Consider the following 17,779-nt stretch of genomic DNA (forward strand, 5'->3'; position numbering starts at 1 on the left):
GCCGGGGGGCTTGCCGACCACGGGAGAGCACGGGGATTTGCGAGACGCTCGCGAGCAGGGATCGGTCGTTTGATCTGACTTGTCATCGTTGACCTCACGAGTCACCGCACCGCGTCCGCCCCTCACCCTGAGGAGCCCGCCTTCAGGCGGGCGTCTCGAAGGGCGAGGCCCGTGACGCCGGCCTCATGGTTCGAGACGCGCCGCCATGACGACCCTGCGGCCCGCCCGACCTGCGCGCGGCGCTCCTCACCATGAGGCTTTGGCGCCGAGTGCGGCGCTGCACATTGACCATGAGCAGCATGCTCATGGAGAGGAGGTTGGTCCGAAGCCGGAGCTGCACTGGCCCCTCGACAGCGCGTTGAAGCGGGCCTTTACGGCGCCGGCGGGTTCTCGGCTGCCATCAGGGCGGCGAGGCGCGCCTCCTCCTCCGCCGTCAGCTTCGGCGCGGTCTCGACGCCGCGCTGGCCGCGACGGCGGACCTGCAGCCATAGCGCGAGGCCGCCACCGAGCAGCAGCACCGGCGGCAGCAGCCACAGCAGCAGGGTCTGGCGCTCGAAGCGCGGCTTCAGCAGCACGAATTGGCCGTAGCGGGCGACCAGGAAATCCAACACCTGATTGTCACTGTCACCGGCGGCGAGACGCTCGCGCACCAGGAGGCGCAGGTCGCGCGCCAGCGGCGCGTCGGAATCGTCGATCGACTGGTTCTGGCAGACCATGCAGCGCAGCTCGCGCGACAGCGCGCGGGCGCGCTGCTCCTTGGCGGTGTCGGCCATCACCTCGTCGGGCTGCACGGCATGCGCCACCGGCGCGGCGAGCAGCAGCAGCGCGAGACAGGCCAGACGGAGATGATTCCGCATCCGCTTTACTCCGCCGGCTGCAACGCGCGCACCGCACGGGCCGGCCGCGGCGCACCGACGCGCAGCCGCCGATCCGACAGCGACAGCAGCCCGCCGAACGCCATCAGCACCGGGCCGAACCAGATCAAGAGCACCAGCGGCTTGTGATAGATGCGCACGGCAAGGCCGCCATCGGCCGTGGTGTCACCGAGCGAGACATAAAGCTGGCTGACGCCGCGCGTCATCAGCGCCGCCTCGGTGGTCGACATGCCGCGGGTGGCGAAGCTGCGCTTGCTCGGCGTCATCACGCTGAGCTGCCTGCCGTCCTCGCTGATGATGAAGGTGCTGACGACCTCGGTGAAGTTCGGGCCCTGGCGCTGGGTCATGCCGTCGAACTTGATCTCGTAGCCGGCGAGGTTGCGGACATCGCCGGGACGGAGCGTGCTGATCAGCTCGCTGTTCCAGGTGGTCTCGCAGACGATGCCGAGCAGCGCGACGCCGAGGCCGGCATGGGCGAAGGCGGTGCCCCAGACCGAGCGCGGCAGGCCGCGGGTGCGGTGCAGCGCGGTCTTGAAGGGCACGCGCGCGACGCCGCTGCGCTCGACGAGATCGACGATGGCGCCTGATATGACGAACACGCCGAGGCCGATACCGAGCGGCGCCAGCGCGCTGCCGCCGCGCGCCCAGGCCCAGGCGATCGCGATCGCGACCAGCGAGGCGACGCCGGCCGCGAGCAGCCGCTGCGCCGCGGCGACGAGATCGCCGCGCTTCCAGGCCAGCATCGGGCCGAACGGCACCATCAGCAGCAAGAGCGCAAACAGCGGACCGAAGGTGAGATTGTAGAACGGCGCGCCGACCGAGAGCTTGAAGTCGAGCGCCTCCATGATGACCGGATAGAGCGTGCCGAACAGCACGGTGGCGCAGCTCACGGTGAGCAGCAGATTGTTCAAGACCAGCGCGCCCTCGCGCGAAATCGGCGCGAACAGCCCGCCCTGCTTCAGCGCGGTGGCGCGGCCCGCGAACAGAGTGAGGCTGCCGCCGATGAACAGCACGAGGATGCCGAGGATGAAGACGCCTCGCGTGGGATCGCTGGCGAAGGCGTGCACCGAGGTGATGACGCCGGAGCGCACCAGGAAGGTGCCGAGCAAGGACAGCGAGAAGGTCAGGATCGACAGCAGGATGGTCCAGACCTTGAGCGCGTTGCGCTTCTCCATCACGAGCGCGGAGTGCAACAGCGCGGTGCCGGCCAGCCAGGGCATCAGCGAGGCGTTCTCGACCGGATCCCAGAACCACCAGCCGCCCCAGCCGAGCTCGTAATAGGCCCAGTACGAGCCCATGGCGATGCCGAGCGTCAGAAAAATCCAGGCCATCAGGGTCCAGGGCCGCACCCAGCGCGCCCAGGCGGCATCGATGCGGCCTTCGAGCAGAGCTGCGATCGCAAAGGAGAACGAGATCGAGAAACCGACATAGCCGAGATAGAGCATCGGCGGATGCACCGCGAGACCGATGTCCTGCAGCACCGGATTGAGATCCCGCCCCTCGATCGGCGGGGTAGCGAGCCGCGCGAACGGATTCGAGGTCATCAGGATGAAGAGATAGAAGGCGGTCGCGACCCAGGCCTGCACCGCGAGCACGCGGGCGCGCAACGACAGCGGCAGATTGTTGCCGAACAGCGCGACCATGGCGCCGAACAGCGCCAGGATCGACACCCACAACAGCATCGAGCCCTCGTGATTGCCCCACACGCCGGTGATCTTGTAGAGCAGCGGCTTCATCGAGTGCGAGTTCTCGAACACGTTGGCGACGGAGAAGTCCGAGGTCACGTGCAGGGTGATCAGCGCAATGAAGGACAGGCCGGCGAAGACGAGCTGCGCCAGCGCCGCGGAGCGGCCGACATTCATCAGCGCGACGTCGCGCCTGCTAGCGCCGAGCATCGGCACGGTGGACTGGATCAACGCCAGCGCGAGTGCCAGCACCAGGGCATAATGTCCGCTCTCTGCAATCACTGGGTCGCTCCCGCGGTGCTCTTGTCAGCCCCCTCGCGCATCGACACCGGGCCCGGCTTCGCCGCTTGCGGCTTGCCGTAATCGTCCTTCCAATGGCCCTGCTTCTTCAGCGTGTCGGCGACTTCCTTCGGCATATAGGTCTCGTCATGCTTGGCGAGCACGGTGTCGGCCTTGAACACTCCGGCGGCATCGAGCGCCCCCTCGGCGACGACGCCCTGCCCTTCGCGGAACAGATCCGGCAGGATGCCCTTATAGGCGACCGGCAGCTTGGCGCCGCCATCGGCGACCTCGAACGTCACCGCGAGATCGTCGCCGCGCTTCAGCGAGCCGGGCTGCACCAGGCCGCCGAGCCGGAAGCGCTTGCCCGGGCCGATATGCTTCTCGGCCACCATCGTCGGCGTCGAGAAGAACACGATGGAATCGCGCAGCGCATTCAGCACCAGCCCGGCTGCGACCGCGAGCACGAACAGCGCCCCACCGATGATCGTCAAACGCCTCTGCTTGCGTGTCATCCCAACATCCCGTTGGCGGCGGAAGCGCCGCTCATCCATCCAGCCCGAACGTCTTCACGCCCTCGTTGAGCTGGCGCAACCGTTCGGCATCCTTCACGGCCTGTCGCGCATCCGATAACGCCGATCTGGCCTTGTCGAGATCACCCATCACGACATAAGCGCGCACCAGCCGGAGCCAGCCCTCGACATCGTCGCCATTCTGCTTCAATCGCGCCGCGAGACGGTCGACCATGCCGCGGATCATCGTCTCGCGGTCATTGTCGCTCATGCCCTTGGCGGCGGCCATGGCCTCGTTCGGCAGCGCCGGCGCCTCGCCGCCGCCGACCCGGGCAAGCGCGGCGCTGACCAGCGGCCGCCACGGCGCGTCCGCCGGGCCCTTGCTCAGCATCTTCCGCCAGATCGCGGCGGCATCGTCCTTGCGGCCATCCTGCTCGGCGGCGACGCCGAGATAATAATTGGATTTGGGCTCATCGGCGTCGAGCGCATGGCCGCGCTCGAACTCGGCCTTGGCTTCGGCGGTGACGACGCCCCCCGCGGCGGCCGCGATCATCTCGCCCAGATCGGCGCGCTTGGATGCGCCATCGCCGGCATAGGTGATCATGTTGCGATAGGCGCGGATCGCGTCCTCGGTGCGGCCGAGCCGGGCCAGGACGGGGGCGAGCACCGTCCAGCCGCGACCGTCGGTCGGGTTCTTCTGCAGATGCTGCTCGACCTGCGACACCAGGGTTTCCAGCGGCTGCGCGCCGTCCGCGGGCGTGGCGCGGGCGGTCAGCGGAAAGTCCGGCAATTGCGGCGAACCGAGCGGCAGATAGACCGCGAGCGCCACGATCGGCAGCCCGATCAGCGCCAGCACGGCGGCAAGCCGGCGCAGGCCGAGGCTGGTTTGGACCGGCGCCTCGCCCTCCTGCTCGGCGGCGGCCAGCAGGCGGCGGCCGATCTCGACCCGCGCCGCCTCGGCCTCGACCTTGCCGATCAGGCCGGTTTCGACATCACGCTCGATCTCGGCCAGCTGGTCCTTGTAGACGGCGACCTCGCGGCCGTCCGACGCGGCGCGCGCGCCGAGCCCGAGCGGCAGCAGGACGGCGAAGATCGCCGCGGCCGTCATCACGGCGAACACGAACCAGAGCGTCATCGGACAGAGTTCCAGGCGGCGTCCACCGGCGGACGCGCGTTGCGCAGCTTTTAACCAGCACCGTTCCCGGCGGCAATTCACAATTGCCACCCTGGTAGCCCAGCCCCCGAAGCCAAAAAACTCAGGAAGATTACGTAATTAGGGCACCTCGAAATCCGCGCTTTTGGCCAGATAGCTGCCGTGGCCGTTCAGCGCCATGAGGAAATAGGTGCCCGGCCTGATCTCGTCGGTCAGCCTGATCCGCAGCGACCCAGCCGGGACCGGAGACGCAATCGTGGTGACGGGATCGGGCAGCGGCGCCCCGCTCGTCTTGTCGACGAGCACGACCTTGGCCTTGATCATGAGGTTGCGATAGGTCGCGCGCACAACGCGGTTCTCGACCTCGACGAAGTTGATGACGGAAATCATGGTCTTGATGAAAAGTCTGAAATTGACAGCGGGAACGGGTGCCCGGCCCCGGAGCGAGACCAGACGAAACCACAATCTAAAAACGATAGAACTATAGCAGAGAGATCAACCAGCGCGTGAAGATTTTCGCTCGCCATTCAGCGCATTTTCGGCGGCCCTGCTCATCAGCTGGGCATAATCATTGCCGAACAGGACGTGGCAGAAGCGGATCGCCGCCGAGACCTGCGATTGCCGATAGGCGCGCGCCCGCGCATCGCCACTGCGAAGCGATTGCACCAGCGCCTCGGTGGCCTTCTCGACATATTGCTGCAGATCGGAATAGGTCCGCAGCGTCACCTCGTTGATGGCGAGCTCACTGGCGTAGTTGCGGCACACCGCGACGAACTCGATCAGCGCCGCGACCTCCTCGACCTCACTGGTATCCACGCCGGCGCCTGCCGGAATGTCCTTGTCGGCGCGCTGGCGCAGGATGCGGCGGGCACGGCCCGGCACGCTGTCGATCTCCGATTGCAGCGCGTTGGAGATGTCAGCGCGGATCGCGGTGAGCTGCTTGCCCCAGTTCGATTCCGAGCGCAGATCGAGCTCGGTGCGCAGACCGCGGACGCCATCATGCAGCGTCTTCAGCGTGTCGCCGAGATTGGCAAAATGGCCGCGCCGGATATCGGCACGCAGCACCGTGGCGAGGTGGGCCAGATCGTTCAGCGCGATGGTGACCGCGACGCCGAACGGCGTCGCCGCGACGCGGATCTCGTCATCGGAGGCCGCGATCTTGGTGGCGAGGCGGATGATCTGCCAGGGCGCGGCAAGCCGCTGCATCACCATCGCCAGCGCGAAAGGCAGCATCAGCGGGGTCTGCAATGACGGCACGTTGATGGCGTCGGTCACCGAGGCGATCTGGGAATCGCCGAGCACGCGGATGATGCCGGGCAGCCGCCCGTTGAGGCCGTCGAGCGCCTCGCGATTCTGCAACACGAGGGCGATCGGCAGCAGATCCTCGATCACGCTGGGGGCACCGATGCGCGCGAGCGCGCGCTGGCGGTCGCCGGTCGCGTTGGGGCCGACCAGCTTCATCAGCGCCTCGGCGGTGGCAAGCTGCAGCTTGCGGGCCGCCATCTCGACCTCGCGCGAACCGTCGCCCGCACTGGACAGCGCCGCTTCGAACTCGGCATAGCGCTCCGGCGCGCCCTCGCGGCCGAGCCACTGCCAGACGGCGAGCAGCGAGGCGCGGCGGATCTGGCCCGGACGCAGCGGCCCCGAGGAATCGGTCAGGAATGGCTCAAGCGGACGAAACAGCCGGCGCGGACCGTCGCCGCTCTGTCGGCGCTCCTCGCGTGCCGGCGGACGGCTGACCTCGATGGCCGGTTGCGGCCGCACCGGCTCTGCGACGGGCGCCGGCGGCGCCGGACGCACCACCTTGCGCAACTGCTCGAGCACCAAGGTGGCGACCGCGACATCCTGGCCGCGTTCGATGGCGCGCTCGAACTCGCGCATCAACAGCGACTGCGCGTTCGGCGGCAGCTGCCCGAGATATTCCCTTAACCGCTCGTGAGCTGTCTGACCCATGCGCCGGCGTGCAAATTTCCACGGCGAGAGCGCACATCGCGCACCCCGGCCTGAACCATAGCGCCCGCGTTATTAAGAACACCTTTAGGATGGCGAAAATCGCCGCCCGTCAGACGCCGGGCAATCTCAGCTCGGCCCGCAGTCCCCCGATCGGGGCGTCGTCCAGGGTCAGACGGCCGCCATAGAGGCCGGCGAGATCGTTGACGATCGACAGGCCCAGCCCCGATCCGGGCTTGGATTCGTCGAGCCGCTGGCCGCGGCGTAACACCTGGGCGCGCTCGGCCGCCGACAGGCCGCGGCCATCATCGTCGACGATGATGCGCAGCATCGGCGTGGCCCCCGCCTGGGCCGGCGGCTCCACGCTGACCTCAACCGCGACCCGCGACGTCGCCCATTTGCAGGCATTGTCGACCAGATTGCCGACCATCTCCTCCAGATCCTGGCGCTCGCCGCGGAACCGGGCGGCCGGATCGGCGGTCGTCTCGACCACGATGCTGCGCTCGCGATAGATCTTCTCCATGGTGCGGCGCAGCGCCTCGATCGCCGGCGCCACCTCGGTCACGGTCGAGACAATGGTGACGCGGGCGGCGATGCGCGCCCGTTCGAGGTGATGGGCAAGCTGATCGCGCATCACATCCGCCTGCTCCATGACCTTGGCCGCGAACGGATCGGCCGAATGCGTCGTCGCCTCGTTCACGATGACCGAGAGCGGGGTCTTAATCGCATGGGCGAGATTGCCGACATGGGTGCGCGCGCGCTCGACGATCTCGCGGTTGGCGTCGATGAGCGCATTGGTCTCGCGCGCCAGCGGCGCGATCTCGACCGGAAACTCCCCCTCCAGGCGCTCCGCCCGGCCGGAGCGGATGTCGGCGATCGATTCGGAGATGCGCTTCAGCGGCGCGAGGCCGTAGCGGACCTGGAAGATCGTGGTCAGCAGCAGCACGATGCCGAGCGCGGTGAAGGTGCCGCCCAGGTAATAATCGAAGCTGCGGGTCTCGTCGAAGATCTCCGAGGCATCCCCGGCGACGCTGACCAGGAACTTGCCGTCGGAGCCGAGATCGACGGGACGCTCGACCATCCGCAGGTCCTGGTTCTCAGGCCCCTCGACATAGCCGATCCGGATACCGGCCGCGGTCAACTCGATGCCTTGATCTTCCAGCTTCGGCAGCTTCTTGTCCCACAGCGAGCGCGACGCCCGCACCTCCGGCTTGTCGGCGTCGGTGCGGGTGATCTGCCAATACCAGCCGGACAGAGGCAGCTCGAACAGCGGCTCGCCGAGCGACTGGAATTGCCGCTCCGGCGGATCGTCGGGGGTCGCCACCTCGGCAATCAGCGTCCGCAGATAGAGGTTGAGCCGGCGGTCGAAGGCGCGCTCGGTCGCATTGCGATACACCGAGGACAGCACGATGCCGGTGATGGCGAGGATGACCACGAGCCACGCGGTCGCGGACAGGAACAACCGGGTGGCAAGTGAACTCTGGCGCATGACCGCAAATTAGCCAAACGACCGGCGCCGGGCCACAGGGAATGCCGTCGCCGGAGGTCGGATTACGCCCCGGCGGCCGGGGGCGGCGTCAGGAGATAGCCGAGGCCACGCACGGTCTGGATGACGTCGCAGTCGAGCTTTTTCCTGATGCGGCCGACGAACACCTCGATGGTGTTCGAGTCGCGGTCGAAGTCCTGGTCGTAGAGATGCTCGACCAGTTCGCTGCGCGACACGACGCGGCCGGAATGGTGCATCAGATAGGACAGCAGCCGGTATTCATGTGAGGTCATCTTGACGGGATTGCCCGACACGCTGACCTTACCGGTGCGGGTGTCGAGCGTGACGGGCCCGCAGGTCAATTCGCTCTGGGCATGGCCGGCCGAGCGACGCAGCAGCGCGCGAATGCGCGCCAGCACCTCCTCGAGATGGAACGGCTTGGCGACGTAATCGTCGGCACCGGCATCGAAGCCCTGCACCTTGTCGCTCCAGCGATCGCGCGCGGTCAGGATCAGGACCGGCATCGCCCGGCCATTGCGCCGCCACGCTTCCAGCACCGAGATGCCGTCCATCTTGGGCAGGCCGATATCGAGCACCACGGCATCGTAGGGCTCGCTATCGCCCAGATAGTGCCCTTCCTCACCGTCGAACGCACGGTCCACGACGTAGCCGGCGTCGCTCAGCGCGGTCGTAAGCTGGCGGTTGAGATCCGGATCGTCCTCGACAACGAGCAGACGCACGCTTGCCTCCAAAGCTGAACTGCACGAATTCCGCCCTCAAGATGAACCGGAAGGCCGTGAACCGCGCATGAACGGAACCCGACCGACCACGTTACTTTTTGGTCATCTCGATCGGGATCGTCGGCAAGGGCCGACAGGATTGGGGGCATATAGGCTATCACGGGCAATAATGAAAAGCCCGGCCGTGGGCGCGGCCGGGCTCAGACCTGGTCGGATGATCCGAGCGGGACGGCCCAAGACGCACGCCGCCCCGGCTGCATCGCCGCGGCACGGCCGCGCCTGCCGCTCGCGTCGTCAGGTGTGGAAGAACACGAACCAGATCAGGCCCAGGATCAGCAGCGCCAGTCCGGTGGAGATCGCGAGCATCGCCAGGACCGACGGTCCCAGCTCACCCTGGCGGGCTTCGATAGGAGTTTCGACGATCTGCGGCGGTCGTCTGGTTGCCATGGCGCCCTCAGCTCTCACGTTCAAAAGGTATTGCGCTGTCGTTTGCGCGTACTCCCTCTGGCAACGTCGGCCGTCAGATGATGTTCCGGCGGCTTGGCCCGCCCGCGACCAGTTAACGCCGATCAGCAAATAAGCCGCGGAGCCGTGTTGAATCCGGGGGCTCGGGTGTTATCCTCGCCGGACGTCTCGGCAGCCCCCGCCGCAGCAGTCCCGTCCGGAGCAAGTCGTCGGTTCAGAGTAGGTGGAGTAGGTCATGGCCCCGCGCGCCAATTGGAAGGGTTTTCTGCGGTTGTCGCTCGTGACCTGTCCGGTCGCGCTCTATCCTGCGACCTCGGAATCCGAGAAGGTCTCCTTCAACCAGATCAACCGCAAGACCGGCCACCGCATCAAATACAGCAAGGTGGACGCCGAGACCGGCGAAGAGGTCACCAGTGACGACATCGTCAAGGGCTACAAAGTCGATACCGACACCTATATCGAGGTGACCAAGGACGAGCTCGACGAGCTCGCGCTGGACTCGACGCATACGATCGACATCGATGAGTTCGTGCCGCGGAGCGACATCGACAGCCGCTATCTGATCCGTCCCTACTACCTCGTTCCCGACGGCAAGGTCGGACACGATGCCTTCGCGGTCATCCGCGAGACCATCCGCAGCATGGACAAGGTCGCGATCGGCCGGGTGGTGCTGACCAACCGCGAGCACATCATCGCGCTGGAGCCGCTCGGCAAGGGGCTGATGGGAACCCTGCTGCGCTACCCCTACGAGGTGCGTGGCGAGCAGGACTATTTCGACGACATACAGGACGTGACCATCACCAAGGACATGCTCGATCTCGCCAAGCATATCGTCGAGAAGAAATCGGCCGATTTCCATCCGGAGAATTTCGAGGATCATTACGAGGCCGCGCTGATCGAGCTGATCAACAAGAAGCGCAACGGCGTGGCGATCACCGCAAAGGCCGCGCCGAAATCGAGCGGCAATGTGATCAACCTGATGGACGCGCTGAAGCGCAGCCTCGCCAGCGCCGACACAGCGGCCCCTGCCCCCGCACCGAAGGCAAAAGCCAAGAAATCCAAGAAGCGCGTCGAGGGCCAGCGCGAGATGCTGCTGCCGATCAGCGGCAAGAAGGCGAAAGACGAGCCGAAGAAGGCGGACGAACCGAAGAAGGCCGAGAAGCCGGCCCGAACGAGCGCGCGTTCGCGCAAGGCGGGTTGAAGCGCAAACACCATCATCCCTCTGGTCCCCACGGCCGGCGAACAGTGGGTTCCCTGCGAGAGCGTTCGGGCGACGACCCGATCGGCACGTCCAATGCTCCTCCACGCAAGTCGCCTCTCCCGCGAACCGTCGCGTATTGCTTTGCGCGTCGATAAAGCGGTGCAGCTCAGCTGAGTCGATCCGCCAATAGCGATCAAGCACCTGACGCGGATTTGTGATCGATGCCATGCGTCCTGGATGCTTGCAGAATGAGCAAGTCGCGCCTAGTTCTGCACCGCGGGTGAATGATCAGGCGCGACCTCCAAGCAGATGCGACTGGTCGGTGATGGTGGATCGACCTTGGCGGAGTCGGTCCGGCACGACACGACGTATCAGGGGGTATGAATGCTTCAGCACGATCAGAGACAAGGCCAGGCGCGGCACGACTAGATTATGGCGCGGGTTCAGTTCTCTGAGCTCTCCGCGTTCGCGGCCGTCGCGGATACGTTGAGCTTCACCAAGGCTGCAGCTCAGATCGGCTGCTCCTTGCCGACCATCAGCCATACGATCAAAAGCCTTGAGGAGCGGTTGGACGTCAGGCTGTTCAATCGTACAACCCGCAGCGTCGCTCTGACCGAAGCCGGAGAGCGGCTACTCGCGGAAATCCAGCCGATTCTCGAACAGGTCGACCAGGCCATCGAGAGCATCAACGCGTTCCGCGACAAGCCAGCAGGAACGCTGCGGATCGCCGTGCCGCGCGTTTTCGCGATCAGATGGCTCGGCCCGCTGATCAGATCGTTCCTGGCCGAATATCCGGACATCCAGCTCGAACTGGCGGTCGACGACACGAACAGTGACATCGTGCGCAATCGATTCGATGCCGGCATCCGATCCGGGCACCGCGTCGAGCGCGACATGAAGGTGATCCGCGTTGTCGACGACCTGCAATTCGTCACTGTCGCCTCTCCGGACTATCTCGCCGTCCATCCGGCGCCATCGACTCCGGAAGACCTTCGCGCACATAACTGCATCCGCCATCGCTTTCCCGCCGATGAAACGTTACAGCCCTGGGTGTTCGAGCAAGGTGAGCAACGGGCCGAGATCGCCGTGGATGGTTCGCTGATCGTCAACGATTTCGATCTGGCCCTGAATGCCGCGCTCGATGGCGTCGGCATCGCCTATCTGGTCGAGCCGATGGTCGGCGCCCATCTGGCGGAAGGACGATTGGTGCGCGTACTGCCGGATTGGAGCCACGCGACAGCGGGGTTGTTTCTCTATCACCCAAGCCGGCGGCAACCGCCGATGCCGCTGCAGGTCTTTCTCGACTTCGTCAAGCGGTGGCGCATCCGCGCGACGATCGCTCCGATGACGCGGGCCTTGGATGACGGCCGAAGCGCGCTGGTTGCGGCCGCGTCACACCGATCCGCGCTCCCTATCGATTAGAACTGAGATCTTCCGTGAGATCGATCGCGCATCGCCAGCGGTGCGCGATCGGATCGGCTTGCGCGCAATGCTTGACCACACGCCGCGATTATTCGGCTTTTTCACCTACCCTATTCACGATTAGCATCATTAACAAATTGACAGCGAAGCGTCAGAAACGGGGCGTGGCTGCGTCGAAGCTGGTGCAAGCAGCCGCGCGTGATCTGCAACTAAGTGAGGCACCAGCAGACCAGAGCACATTGATCGACTCCAGAGGAGCTCGCGCATACCTCGCTCGCACGCGTCGTAAGTCGATGAGTTCGACGCGACCCGGAATGCGGGTGTGCGAGCAAAAATCTGGCAAGGCCAGGGCGACACGCGGGGGACGTGTGCATCGCCGATGAACCGGAGATACCAAGATGAAGACGATGAGGGGCCTGCTTCTGGCGACAGGAGCAGTGATTTTGTCCACCGCAGCCGCTCAGGCCGCGGACCTTCCGCTGAAGGCGAAGGCCGTTGAATATGTGAAGGTGTGCTCGCTCTACGGCACGGGCTTCTACTACATCCCCGGCACCGACACCTGCATCAAGCTCGGCGGTTATCTGCGCGCCGAAACGGCGCTGTGGACCAACAGCAATTATGGCGGCGCCTATTCGGGCCAGGCCGGCGCGGACAATCGCCTCAGCAACCGCTATCAGATGCGCTCGCGCGAAAATCTCAACATCGATACGCGGACCGCGACCGAATATGGCGTGGTGCGTACCTATTTCGAGGCGGTGATGACCTGGACCTCCGGGTCGTATGGCGGTGCGGGTGCCGGCGCGACGTCCTATACCGGCGACGCCACATCCGGCGGCAGCCTCGGGGTCTACTACGCCTTCATCCAGTTTGCGGGCTTCACGATGGGCAAGGCGGTGTCGACATTCGACGCCCCCTGGACCAACTATCCCGGCAACAATTTCGATGGTCTGGTCGGCGGCAGCGGCTCCGTCAACGGCGTCAATCAGTTCACCTATACGGCTGATTTCGGTCAAGGCATCTCGGCGGCAGTGTCGGTGGAAGATCAGACGCAGTTCTTCACCACCAACATCTGGAACACGTCCGGGATCACTGCAGGTGGCGTGCTGGGTGGCAGCTATGGCACGGCCGCCTTCGGCGGCACCGTGGCTCCCGACATCATCGGCATGGTTCGCGTCGACCAGGCGTGGGGCCTCTTCCAGGCATCGTTCGCAGCGCATGACAATCATGCCGCCTATTACGGCGCGGCCGAGACCTCGGGTCATCCGTCCGACAAATGGGGCTGGGCCGCGCAGCTGTCGCTGTCGGTCAAGAACATCCCGACCGGCGCGGGCGACGTCCTCAACCTGCAGGCGGTCTATACCGACGGCGCAAGCCGCTACAATTTCCAGAGCCTGGCCAATACATCCTATTCCTTGTACGGCAGCACCGGCGTGACCGGCGCCTATCAGAGCATCGGTTTCGCCGGCGTCGGCGATGCGGTGTTCGGGACCGGCACCGGGCTCTCGACCGTGCAGACCTGGGGCCTGCGCGGCGCGTTCACCCACAACTGGAACCCGAATTGGAACTCGGCCCTTTACGGCGCCTACGCCCAGGTCCGATATGGCCAGACCGGCTCGAGCCTGATCTGCGCCGGCATCGCCGCGACCGGCGTGCTCACCGCGGGCTCGACCTGCAACCCCGACTTCAACCTCGGGCAGATCGGCCTGATCACGCGCTGGACGCCGGTCAAGAACCTCACTTTCTCGGCCGACGTGACCTACAGCCACCTCGACCAGAAGTACTCCGGGACGGCCATCGCTCCGGCCGTCGCGAGCACGGCCAAGCCGGCCGCGATCTACCAACTGAAGGACCAGGACACGGTGAGCATGCTGCTGCGCGCTCAGCGCAACTGGTAAATTTGAACTGTTAAACTCCAACTGCTCCACGAGCTTTCGGCGATGCCCCGCCGGAAGCTCGTTCTTTGTCGGCGGCAACGTCACGGCGACCGCACAACGCAAACGGCGCCGTAAAGACCGGCGCCTTCCCCTAAGCGAGCCGCGATGTGCCGGCGAGCTATTTGATCGAGCTGTTGATCGAGGTGAACTTGCTGCTGAGGCCAGATCCCAGGCCGTTCACGGCCGCCAGGATCACGATGCTCAATCCGCCAGCGATGATCGCGTACTCGATCGAAGTCGCGCCAGCCTGATTCTTCAGGAAGCTCGCAATCATCTGCCGCATCTACCACTCCGGTCGGGCTCAATCATCGACGCGCCGCAACGGCGCGCGCATACAGGCCGGGACGGACGCCCCAGGGCCGACCCTCGGCCATCGGCTTGAACAATCAGTTAATCTGCTCAGATAGCGCGGAGGCGCCGATGGCGGGCCAGGCCTTGCGGCATCGCCGTTCTTTGGGTGGAGACCGAACTGCGAAACTGCCTGCAAATATATGGATTGATTGAGTTTTATTTTCGAATCCCGGCCCTCGGGCCGAGCTGCTCGAATGGCCACAAATCGGCATGTGGCTCGGACACGTTCAGAAAAAATTCGGCTTGCCCGACGGATGCCGTATGATGGCAAATGATGGGCCGGGGCATGATCTGGGTCAACGGGCTTGGCGGGGATCGGCCTAGAGATGATGCTGGTCGCCATGAACACAATCGATTCCGCCCGCCCCCAACTGAAGATCCGCAGCGTCGCGCTCGACACCGGCCGCGAGAACGTGGTCGTGATCTCACGCAGGTCTCGGGCGCTGCGCCCCGAGGTGTTCAGCGGCTTCAGCCGGGTCGAGCTGCGCTGCAATTCGCGCACGCTGTTGGCGACACTTCTGATTACCGACGATGATGCATTGGTCGGCCCGGACGAGATCGGCCTGTCGCAACCGGCGCTGCGGCGCTTCGCCGAGCCGGCCGGCACATTCGCGACCGTCTCGCCGGCCACCCCGCCTGACAGCCTGGAGGCGGTGCGCGCCAAGATCCGGGGCGAGACCTTGAGCGACCAGGCGATCTCGGCCGTCATCGACGACCTCGCCCACTACCGCTATTCGGACATGGAGATTGCCGCCTTCCTGATCGGCTCGGCCAGCTTCATGACATCGGGCGAACTGCTGGCCTTGACGCGCGCCATGGCCAATGCCGGCACCCAGTTGAAGTGGCCCGACCCCGTGGTCGTGGACAAGCACTGCATCGGCGGCATCCCGGGTAATCGCACCTCGATGGTGGTGGTGCCGATCGTCGCCGCCCACGGCCTGACCATCCCCAAAACGTCGTCCCGCGCGATCACCTCCCCCGCCGGCACCGCTGACACGATGGAGGTGCTGGCGCGGGTCAATGTCGGCGCCGAGGAGATGAAATCCATCGTCGCCGCCTGCAATGGCTGCGTGATCTGGGGCGGCCACGTGAACCTGTCGCCGGCCGACGACATCCTGATCTCGGTGGAGCGTCCGCTCAGTCTCGACACCCGCGAGCAGATGGTGGCCTCGATCCTGTCGAAGAAGCTCGCGGCCGGCTCCACGCATCTGCTGCTCGATTTGCCGGTCGGCCCGACCGCCAAGCTCACCAGCGGCGCGGAGGCGATGCGCCTGCGCAAGCTGTTCGAGTTCGTCGGCGATCGCTTTGGCCTCAAGGTCGAGGTGATCACGACCGACGGCCGCCAACCGATCGGCAATGGCATCGGCCCGGTGCTGGAAGCGCGCGACGTGATGGCGGTGCTCGGCAATGAGCCAAGCGCGCCGACTGATTTGCGCGAGAAGTCGCTGCGGCTGGCAGCGCATCTCCTCGAATATGATCCGAAGCTGCGCGGCGGCGCCGGCTATCAGCGGGCGCGTGAGCTGCTCGACAGTGGCGCGGCGCTGAAGCAGATGCAAAAGATCATCGATGCCCAGGGGCCGACAACGAGCCGCAACGAGCTCGGCGACCTCGCCTTCGATGTCAAGGCCGGTCGCGACGGCATTGTGTCGGCGATCGACTGTCTGCGGCTCAATCGCCTGGCACGCACCGCCGGTGCACCGATCAACAAAGGCGCCGGAATCAGGCTGTTGAAGAAGATCGGCGACCGGGTCGACCAGGGTGAGCCACTTTACCGCGTGTTCACCTGTGACCCGTCCGAGCATGATCTGGCGGCGGCGGCCGCCGCGGTCGACCATGGTTACGGCATCGCCGATGGACCGAACGGCCATCGGCGATGATCGCGCGTCAGACCTTGTTCCATTTCGATCGCGAGGCCCCATGAGTGTGACCCTTCGCTTCTGCGGTGCCGCCCATACGGTGACCGGGTCGTGCTACCTGGTCCGCACCGACAAGGGCCAGATCCTCATCGATTGCGGCCTGTTCCAGGGCCAGAAGACGCTGAAGGAGCTGAACTACGGCGACTTCCCGTTCCGCCCGGCGGACGTCGATGCCGTGCTGCTGACGCATGCGCATATCGACCATAGCGGCCTGCTGCCCAAGCTGGTGCGCATGGGCTTCGACGGCAAGATCTTCGCCACGCGCGGCACCATCGATCTCTGCTCCTGGATGCTGCCCGACGCCGGCAACATCCAGGAGCAGGAGGTGCTGGCGCTGAATCGTCGCAACAGCGCGCGCGGACGCGGCGAGGTGACCCCGATCTACACCCAGGCCGACGCGATCGCCTCGCTGCAATACTTCCAAGCCGTCGCCTACGAGACCTGGACCGAGATCATCCCCGGCCTGCGCGCGCGCTATTGGAATGCCGGACACCTGCTGGGCTCGGCGTCGATCGAGATCGAGTTCGCGAGCCAAGGCGCCGACGGTGCGCCGCTGCGGCTGCTCGCCTCCGGCGATGTCGGCCCTGATGCCAAGCTGCTGCAGCCCGATCCCCGGGCGCCTGAAGGGTTCGACTATGTGATCTCGGAAGCCACCTATGGCGACCGCATCCGCGAACCGACGACGCCGGAGCTGCGCAGAGGCCGCCTCGCCGGCGAGGTGCGCGACGCCGCCACGACCAAGGGCGCGCTGCTGATCCCGGCCTTTGCGGTGGAGCGGACCCAGGAGCTGATCGTCGATCTGGTTGGCCTGATGGAGCGCGGCGAGATTCCGTCGGCGCCGATCTTCCTCGATTCACCGCTCGCCATCCACGCCACCGAGGTATTTCGCGACCATGCCGCAAGCCTCGACGGCGGCAATGATGTCGGCCGGCTGCTGTCCTCGCCGCATCTGCGCTTCACCGAGACGGTGGATGAGAGCAAGGCGATTGCCAAGCTGACGGGCTTCCACATCATCATCGCTGCCAGCGGCATGTGCGACGCCGGGCGCATCCGCCATCACCTCAAGCGCTGGCTGTGGAACAATCGCGCCACGGTGCTACTGGTCGGCTATCAGGCGAACGGCACGCTCGGGCGCTTCCTGCAGGACGGCGTCAAGGCAGTGCGCATCCAGGGCGAGGAGATCAAGGTCGCCGCGCGTATCCGCATGATCGACGATTACTCCGGCCATGCCGACGGCGCCGAGATCGCGCGCTGGATCGCCGCGCGTCGCCCGATCGCGCGCGGCCTGTTCCTGTCGCATGGCGAGGACGCCGCCATTGCCGCCTTGGCCGCGCGCGTCGGCGAGCGGATCGTGCCGTCGGCCAGGCTGTTCTCGCCCCTGCTCGACGACGTCTATGAGCTGACCAGCGCGACGCCGGCCTTGCTGGACGTGGCGCGCCGGAGGCGGCTGGCACCGGAAGCGGTGACACGGCTCGATTGGCACAATGACATGTCGGGCCTGCTGCTCGACATTCACGAGCGCATCGAGCAGGCGGCGGATGATCGCGCCCGCGGCGTCATCATTCGTCGGCTCAGGCGCGCGCTGGACGAATAGCGTCGGTGAACGGGCGTGAGTTCGACGGGCCTCCGTCGTCGAACGGTCACAGTTTGATCGCACCTTCATCGGCTTGAACATCGAACAAGAAACGGCCGAGGTTTTGAGGAACGCAGCTGCAGATCACGGCGCCAGCCCCGCTTGTGAATAGCCAAGGGCACAACGCGGGGACGGCTGGTCTTCGAAGCCGATTCTGTTACGCTGATCATGTGGTTC

Annotated in this window: 15 protein-coding genes; 5 read left to right on the plus strand and 10 right to left on the minus strand. The window is 65.7% G+C overall.

All coding sequences use genetic code 11. From position 1 onward, the window contains the following. Nucleotides 1–371 precede the first annotated feature (371 nt). From ACVIJ6_RS34850 to ACVIJ6_RS34890, 9 genes are all read right to left on the minus strand, one after another. Complete coding sequence (locus ACVIJ6_RS34850; RefSeq protein ID WP_456776439.1) at nucleotides 372–857, minus strand: cytochrome c-type biogenesis protein; 486 nt, start codon at nucleotides 855–857, stop codon at nucleotides 372–374. 5 nt (nucleotides 858–862) lie between these two features. Beyond that, complete coding sequence (locus tag ACVIJ6_RS34855) at nucleotides 863–2,842, minus strand: heme lyase CcmF/NrfE family subunit (RefSeq protein ID WP_456776440.1); 1,980 nt, start codon at nucleotides 2,840–2,842, stop codon at nucleotides 863–865. Next, a complete protein-coding gene (gene ccmE, locus ACVIJ6_RS34860) occupies nucleotides 2,839–3,354 on the minus strand; it encodes a cytochrome c maturation protein CcmE (RefSeq protein ID WP_456776441.1) in 516 nt (171 codons plus the stop codon). The genes ACVIJ6_RS34855 and ccmE overlap by 4 nt, the downstream gene beginning before the upstream one ends. Before the next feature lie 31 nt (nucleotides 3,355–3,385). Then, the gene (ccmI, locus tag ACVIJ6_RS34865) at nucleotides 3,386–4,486 is read right to left on the minus strand and encodes a c-type cytochrome biogenesis protein CcmI (RefSeq protein WP_456776442.1); all 1,101 of its coding nucleotides are present in this window, start codon (nucleotides 4,484–4,486) and stop codon (nucleotides 3,386–3,388) included. 138 nt (nucleotides 4,487–4,624) lie between these two features. After that, on the minus strand, nucleotides 4,625–4,894 hold the full coding sequence (locus tag ACVIJ6_RS34870; RefSeq protein ID WP_456776443.1) for a hypothetical protein: 270 nt from the start codon (nucleotides 4,892–4,894) through the stop codon (nucleotides 4,625–4,627). Nucleotides 4,895–4,999: 105 nt separating this feature from the next. Continuing rightward, nucleotides 5,000–6,457: a hypothetical protein gene (locus ACVIJ6_RS34875; protein ID WP_456776444.1), complete on the minus strand. Its 1,458-nt coding sequence runs from the start codon at nucleotides 6,455–6,457 to the stop codon at nucleotides 5,000–5,002. A 109-nt stretch (nucleotides 6,458–6,566) separates the two neighbouring features. Further along, on the minus strand, nucleotides 6,567–7,943 hold the full coding sequence (locus ACVIJ6_RS34880; protein WP_456776445.1) for an ATP-binding protein: 1,377 nt from the start codon (nucleotides 7,941–7,943) through the stop codon (nucleotides 6,567–6,569). A gap of 62 nt (nucleotides 7,944–8,005) precedes the next feature. Continuing rightward, nucleotides 8,006–8,680 carry a response regulator transcription factor gene (locus ACVIJ6_RS34885; protein ID WP_006614547.1) on the minus strand — a complete coding sequence of 225 codons (675 nt, stop codon included), beginning with the start codon at nucleotides 8,678–8,680 and terminating at the stop codon, nucleotides 8,006–8,008. A 294-nt stretch (nucleotides 8,681–8,974) separates the two neighbouring features. Continuing rightward, a complete protein-coding gene (locus ACVIJ6_RS34890) occupies nucleotides 8,975–9,127 on the minus strand; it encodes a hypothetical protein (protein WP_456776446.1) in 153 nt (50 codons plus the stop codon). Between the two features lie 253 nt (nucleotides 9,128–9,380). Here ACVIJ6_RS34890 and ku point away from each other — a divergent pair, with 253 nt between their 5' ends. The 3 genes from ku to ACVIJ6_RS34905 all read left to right on the plus strand — a co-directional run bounded on the left by ku (nucleotide 9,381) and on the right by ACVIJ6_RS34905 (nucleotide 13,663). Next, nucleotides 9,381–10,346, plus strand: a complete 966-nt coding sequence (ku, locus tag ACVIJ6_RS34895) for a non-homologous end joining protein Ku (RefSeq protein ID WP_456776447.1) — start codon at nucleotides 9,381–9,383, stop codon at nucleotides 10,344–10,346. 432 nt (nucleotides 10,347–10,778) lie between these two features. Beyond that, nucleotides 10,779–11,768, plus strand: a complete 990-nt coding sequence (locus ACVIJ6_RS34900) for a LysR substrate-binding domain-containing protein (RefSeq protein ID WP_456776448.1) — start codon at nucleotides 10,779–10,781, stop codon at nucleotides 11,766–11,768. A 398-nt stretch (nucleotides 11,769–12,166) separates the two neighbouring features. Beyond that, on the plus strand, nucleotides 12,167–13,663 hold the full coding sequence (locus tag ACVIJ6_RS34905; protein WP_456776449.1) for a porin: 1,497 nt from the start codon (nucleotides 12,167–12,169) through the stop codon (nucleotides 13,661–13,663). Nucleotides 13,664–13,820: 157 nt separating this feature from the next. On the opposite strand, the gene ACVIJ6_RS34910 is transcribed toward ACVIJ6_RS34905, so the two are convergent. Next, nucleotides 13,821–13,985 carry a Flp family type IVb pilin gene (locus ACVIJ6_RS34910; protein WP_041750640.1) on the minus strand — a complete coding sequence of 55 codons (165 nt, stop codon included), beginning with the start codon at nucleotides 13,983–13,985 and terminating at the stop codon, nucleotides 13,821–13,823. 409 nt (nucleotides 13,986–14,394) lie between these two features. Here ACVIJ6_RS34910 and ACVIJ6_RS34915 point away from each other — a divergent pair, with 409 nt between their 5' ends. Together ACVIJ6_RS34915 and ACVIJ6_RS34920 are read left to right on the plus strand one after the other, a co-directional pair. Then, nucleotides 14,395–15,930 carry a thymidine phosphorylase family protein gene (locus ACVIJ6_RS34915; protein ID WP_456776450.1) on the plus strand — a complete coding sequence of 512 codons (1,536 nt, stop codon included), beginning with the start codon at nucleotides 14,395–14,397 and terminating at the stop codon, nucleotides 15,928–15,930. A gap of 40 nt (nucleotides 15,931–15,970) precedes the next feature. Continuing rightward, nucleotides 15,971–17,563: an MBL fold metallo-hydrolase gene (locus tag ACVIJ6_RS34920; protein WP_456776451.1), complete on the plus strand. Its 1,593-nt coding sequence runs from the start codon at nucleotides 15,971–15,973 to the stop codon at nucleotides 17,561–17,563. Nucleotides 17,564–17,779 lie beyond the last annotated feature (216 nt).

The organism is Bradyrhizobium sp. USDA 4369, from assembly GCF_054056435.1.

Bases quoted from the DNA above. Each gene is read 5' to 3' on its own strand.
- ACVIJ6_RS34850 (WP_456776439.1), bottom strand. From the start codon at position 857: ATGCGGAATCATCTCCGTCTGGCCTGTCTCGCGCTGCTGCTGCTCGCC.
- ccmE (WP_456776441.1), bottom strand. From the start codon at position 3,354: ATGACACGCAAGCAGAGGCGTTTGACGATCATCGGTGGGGCGCTGTTC.
- ccmI (WP_456776442.1), bottom strand. From the start codon at position 4,486: ATGACGCTCTGGTTCGTGTTCGCCGTGATGACGGCCGCGGCGATCTTC.
- ACVIJ6_RS34870 (WP_456776443.1), bottom strand. From the start codon at position 4,894: ATGATTTCCGTCATCAACTTCGTCGAGGTCGAGAACCGCGTTGTGCGC.
- ACVIJ6_RS34875 (WP_456776444.1), bottom strand. From the start codon at position 6,457: ATGGGTCAGACAGCTCACGAGCGGTTAAGGGAATATCTCGGGCAGCTG.
- ACVIJ6_RS34880 (WP_456776445.1), bottom strand. From the start codon at position 7,943: ATGCGCCAGAGTTCACTTGCCACCCGGTTGTTCCTGTCCGCGACCGCG.
- ACVIJ6_RS34890 (WP_456776446.1), bottom strand. From the start codon at position 9,127: ATGGCAACCAGACGACCGCCGCAGATCGTCGAAACTCCTATCGAAGCC.
- ku (WP_456776447.1), top strand. From the start codon at position 9,381: ATGGCCCCGCGCGCCAATTGGAAGGGTTTTCTGCGGTTGTCGCTCGTG.
- ACVIJ6_RS34900 (WP_456776448.1), top strand. From the start codon at position 10,779: ATGGCGCGGGTTCAGTTCTCTGAGCTCTCCGCGTTCGCGGCCGTCGCG.
- ACVIJ6_RS34905 (WP_456776449.1), top strand. From the start codon at position 12,167: ATGAAGACGATGAGGGGCCTGCTTCTGGCGACAGGAGCAGTGATTTTG.
- ACVIJ6_RS34910 (WP_041750640.1), bottom strand. From the start codon at position 13,985: ATGCGGCAGATGATTGCGAGCTTCCTGAAGAATCAGGCTGGCGCGACT.
- ACVIJ6_RS34915 (WP_456776450.1), top strand. From the start codon at position 14,395: ATGAACACAATCGATTCCGCCCGCCCCCAACTGAAGATCCGCAGCGTC.
- ACVIJ6_RS34920 (WP_456776451.1), top strand. From the start codon at position 15,971: ATGAGTGTGACCCTTCGCTTCTGCGGTGCCGCCCATACGGTGACCGGG.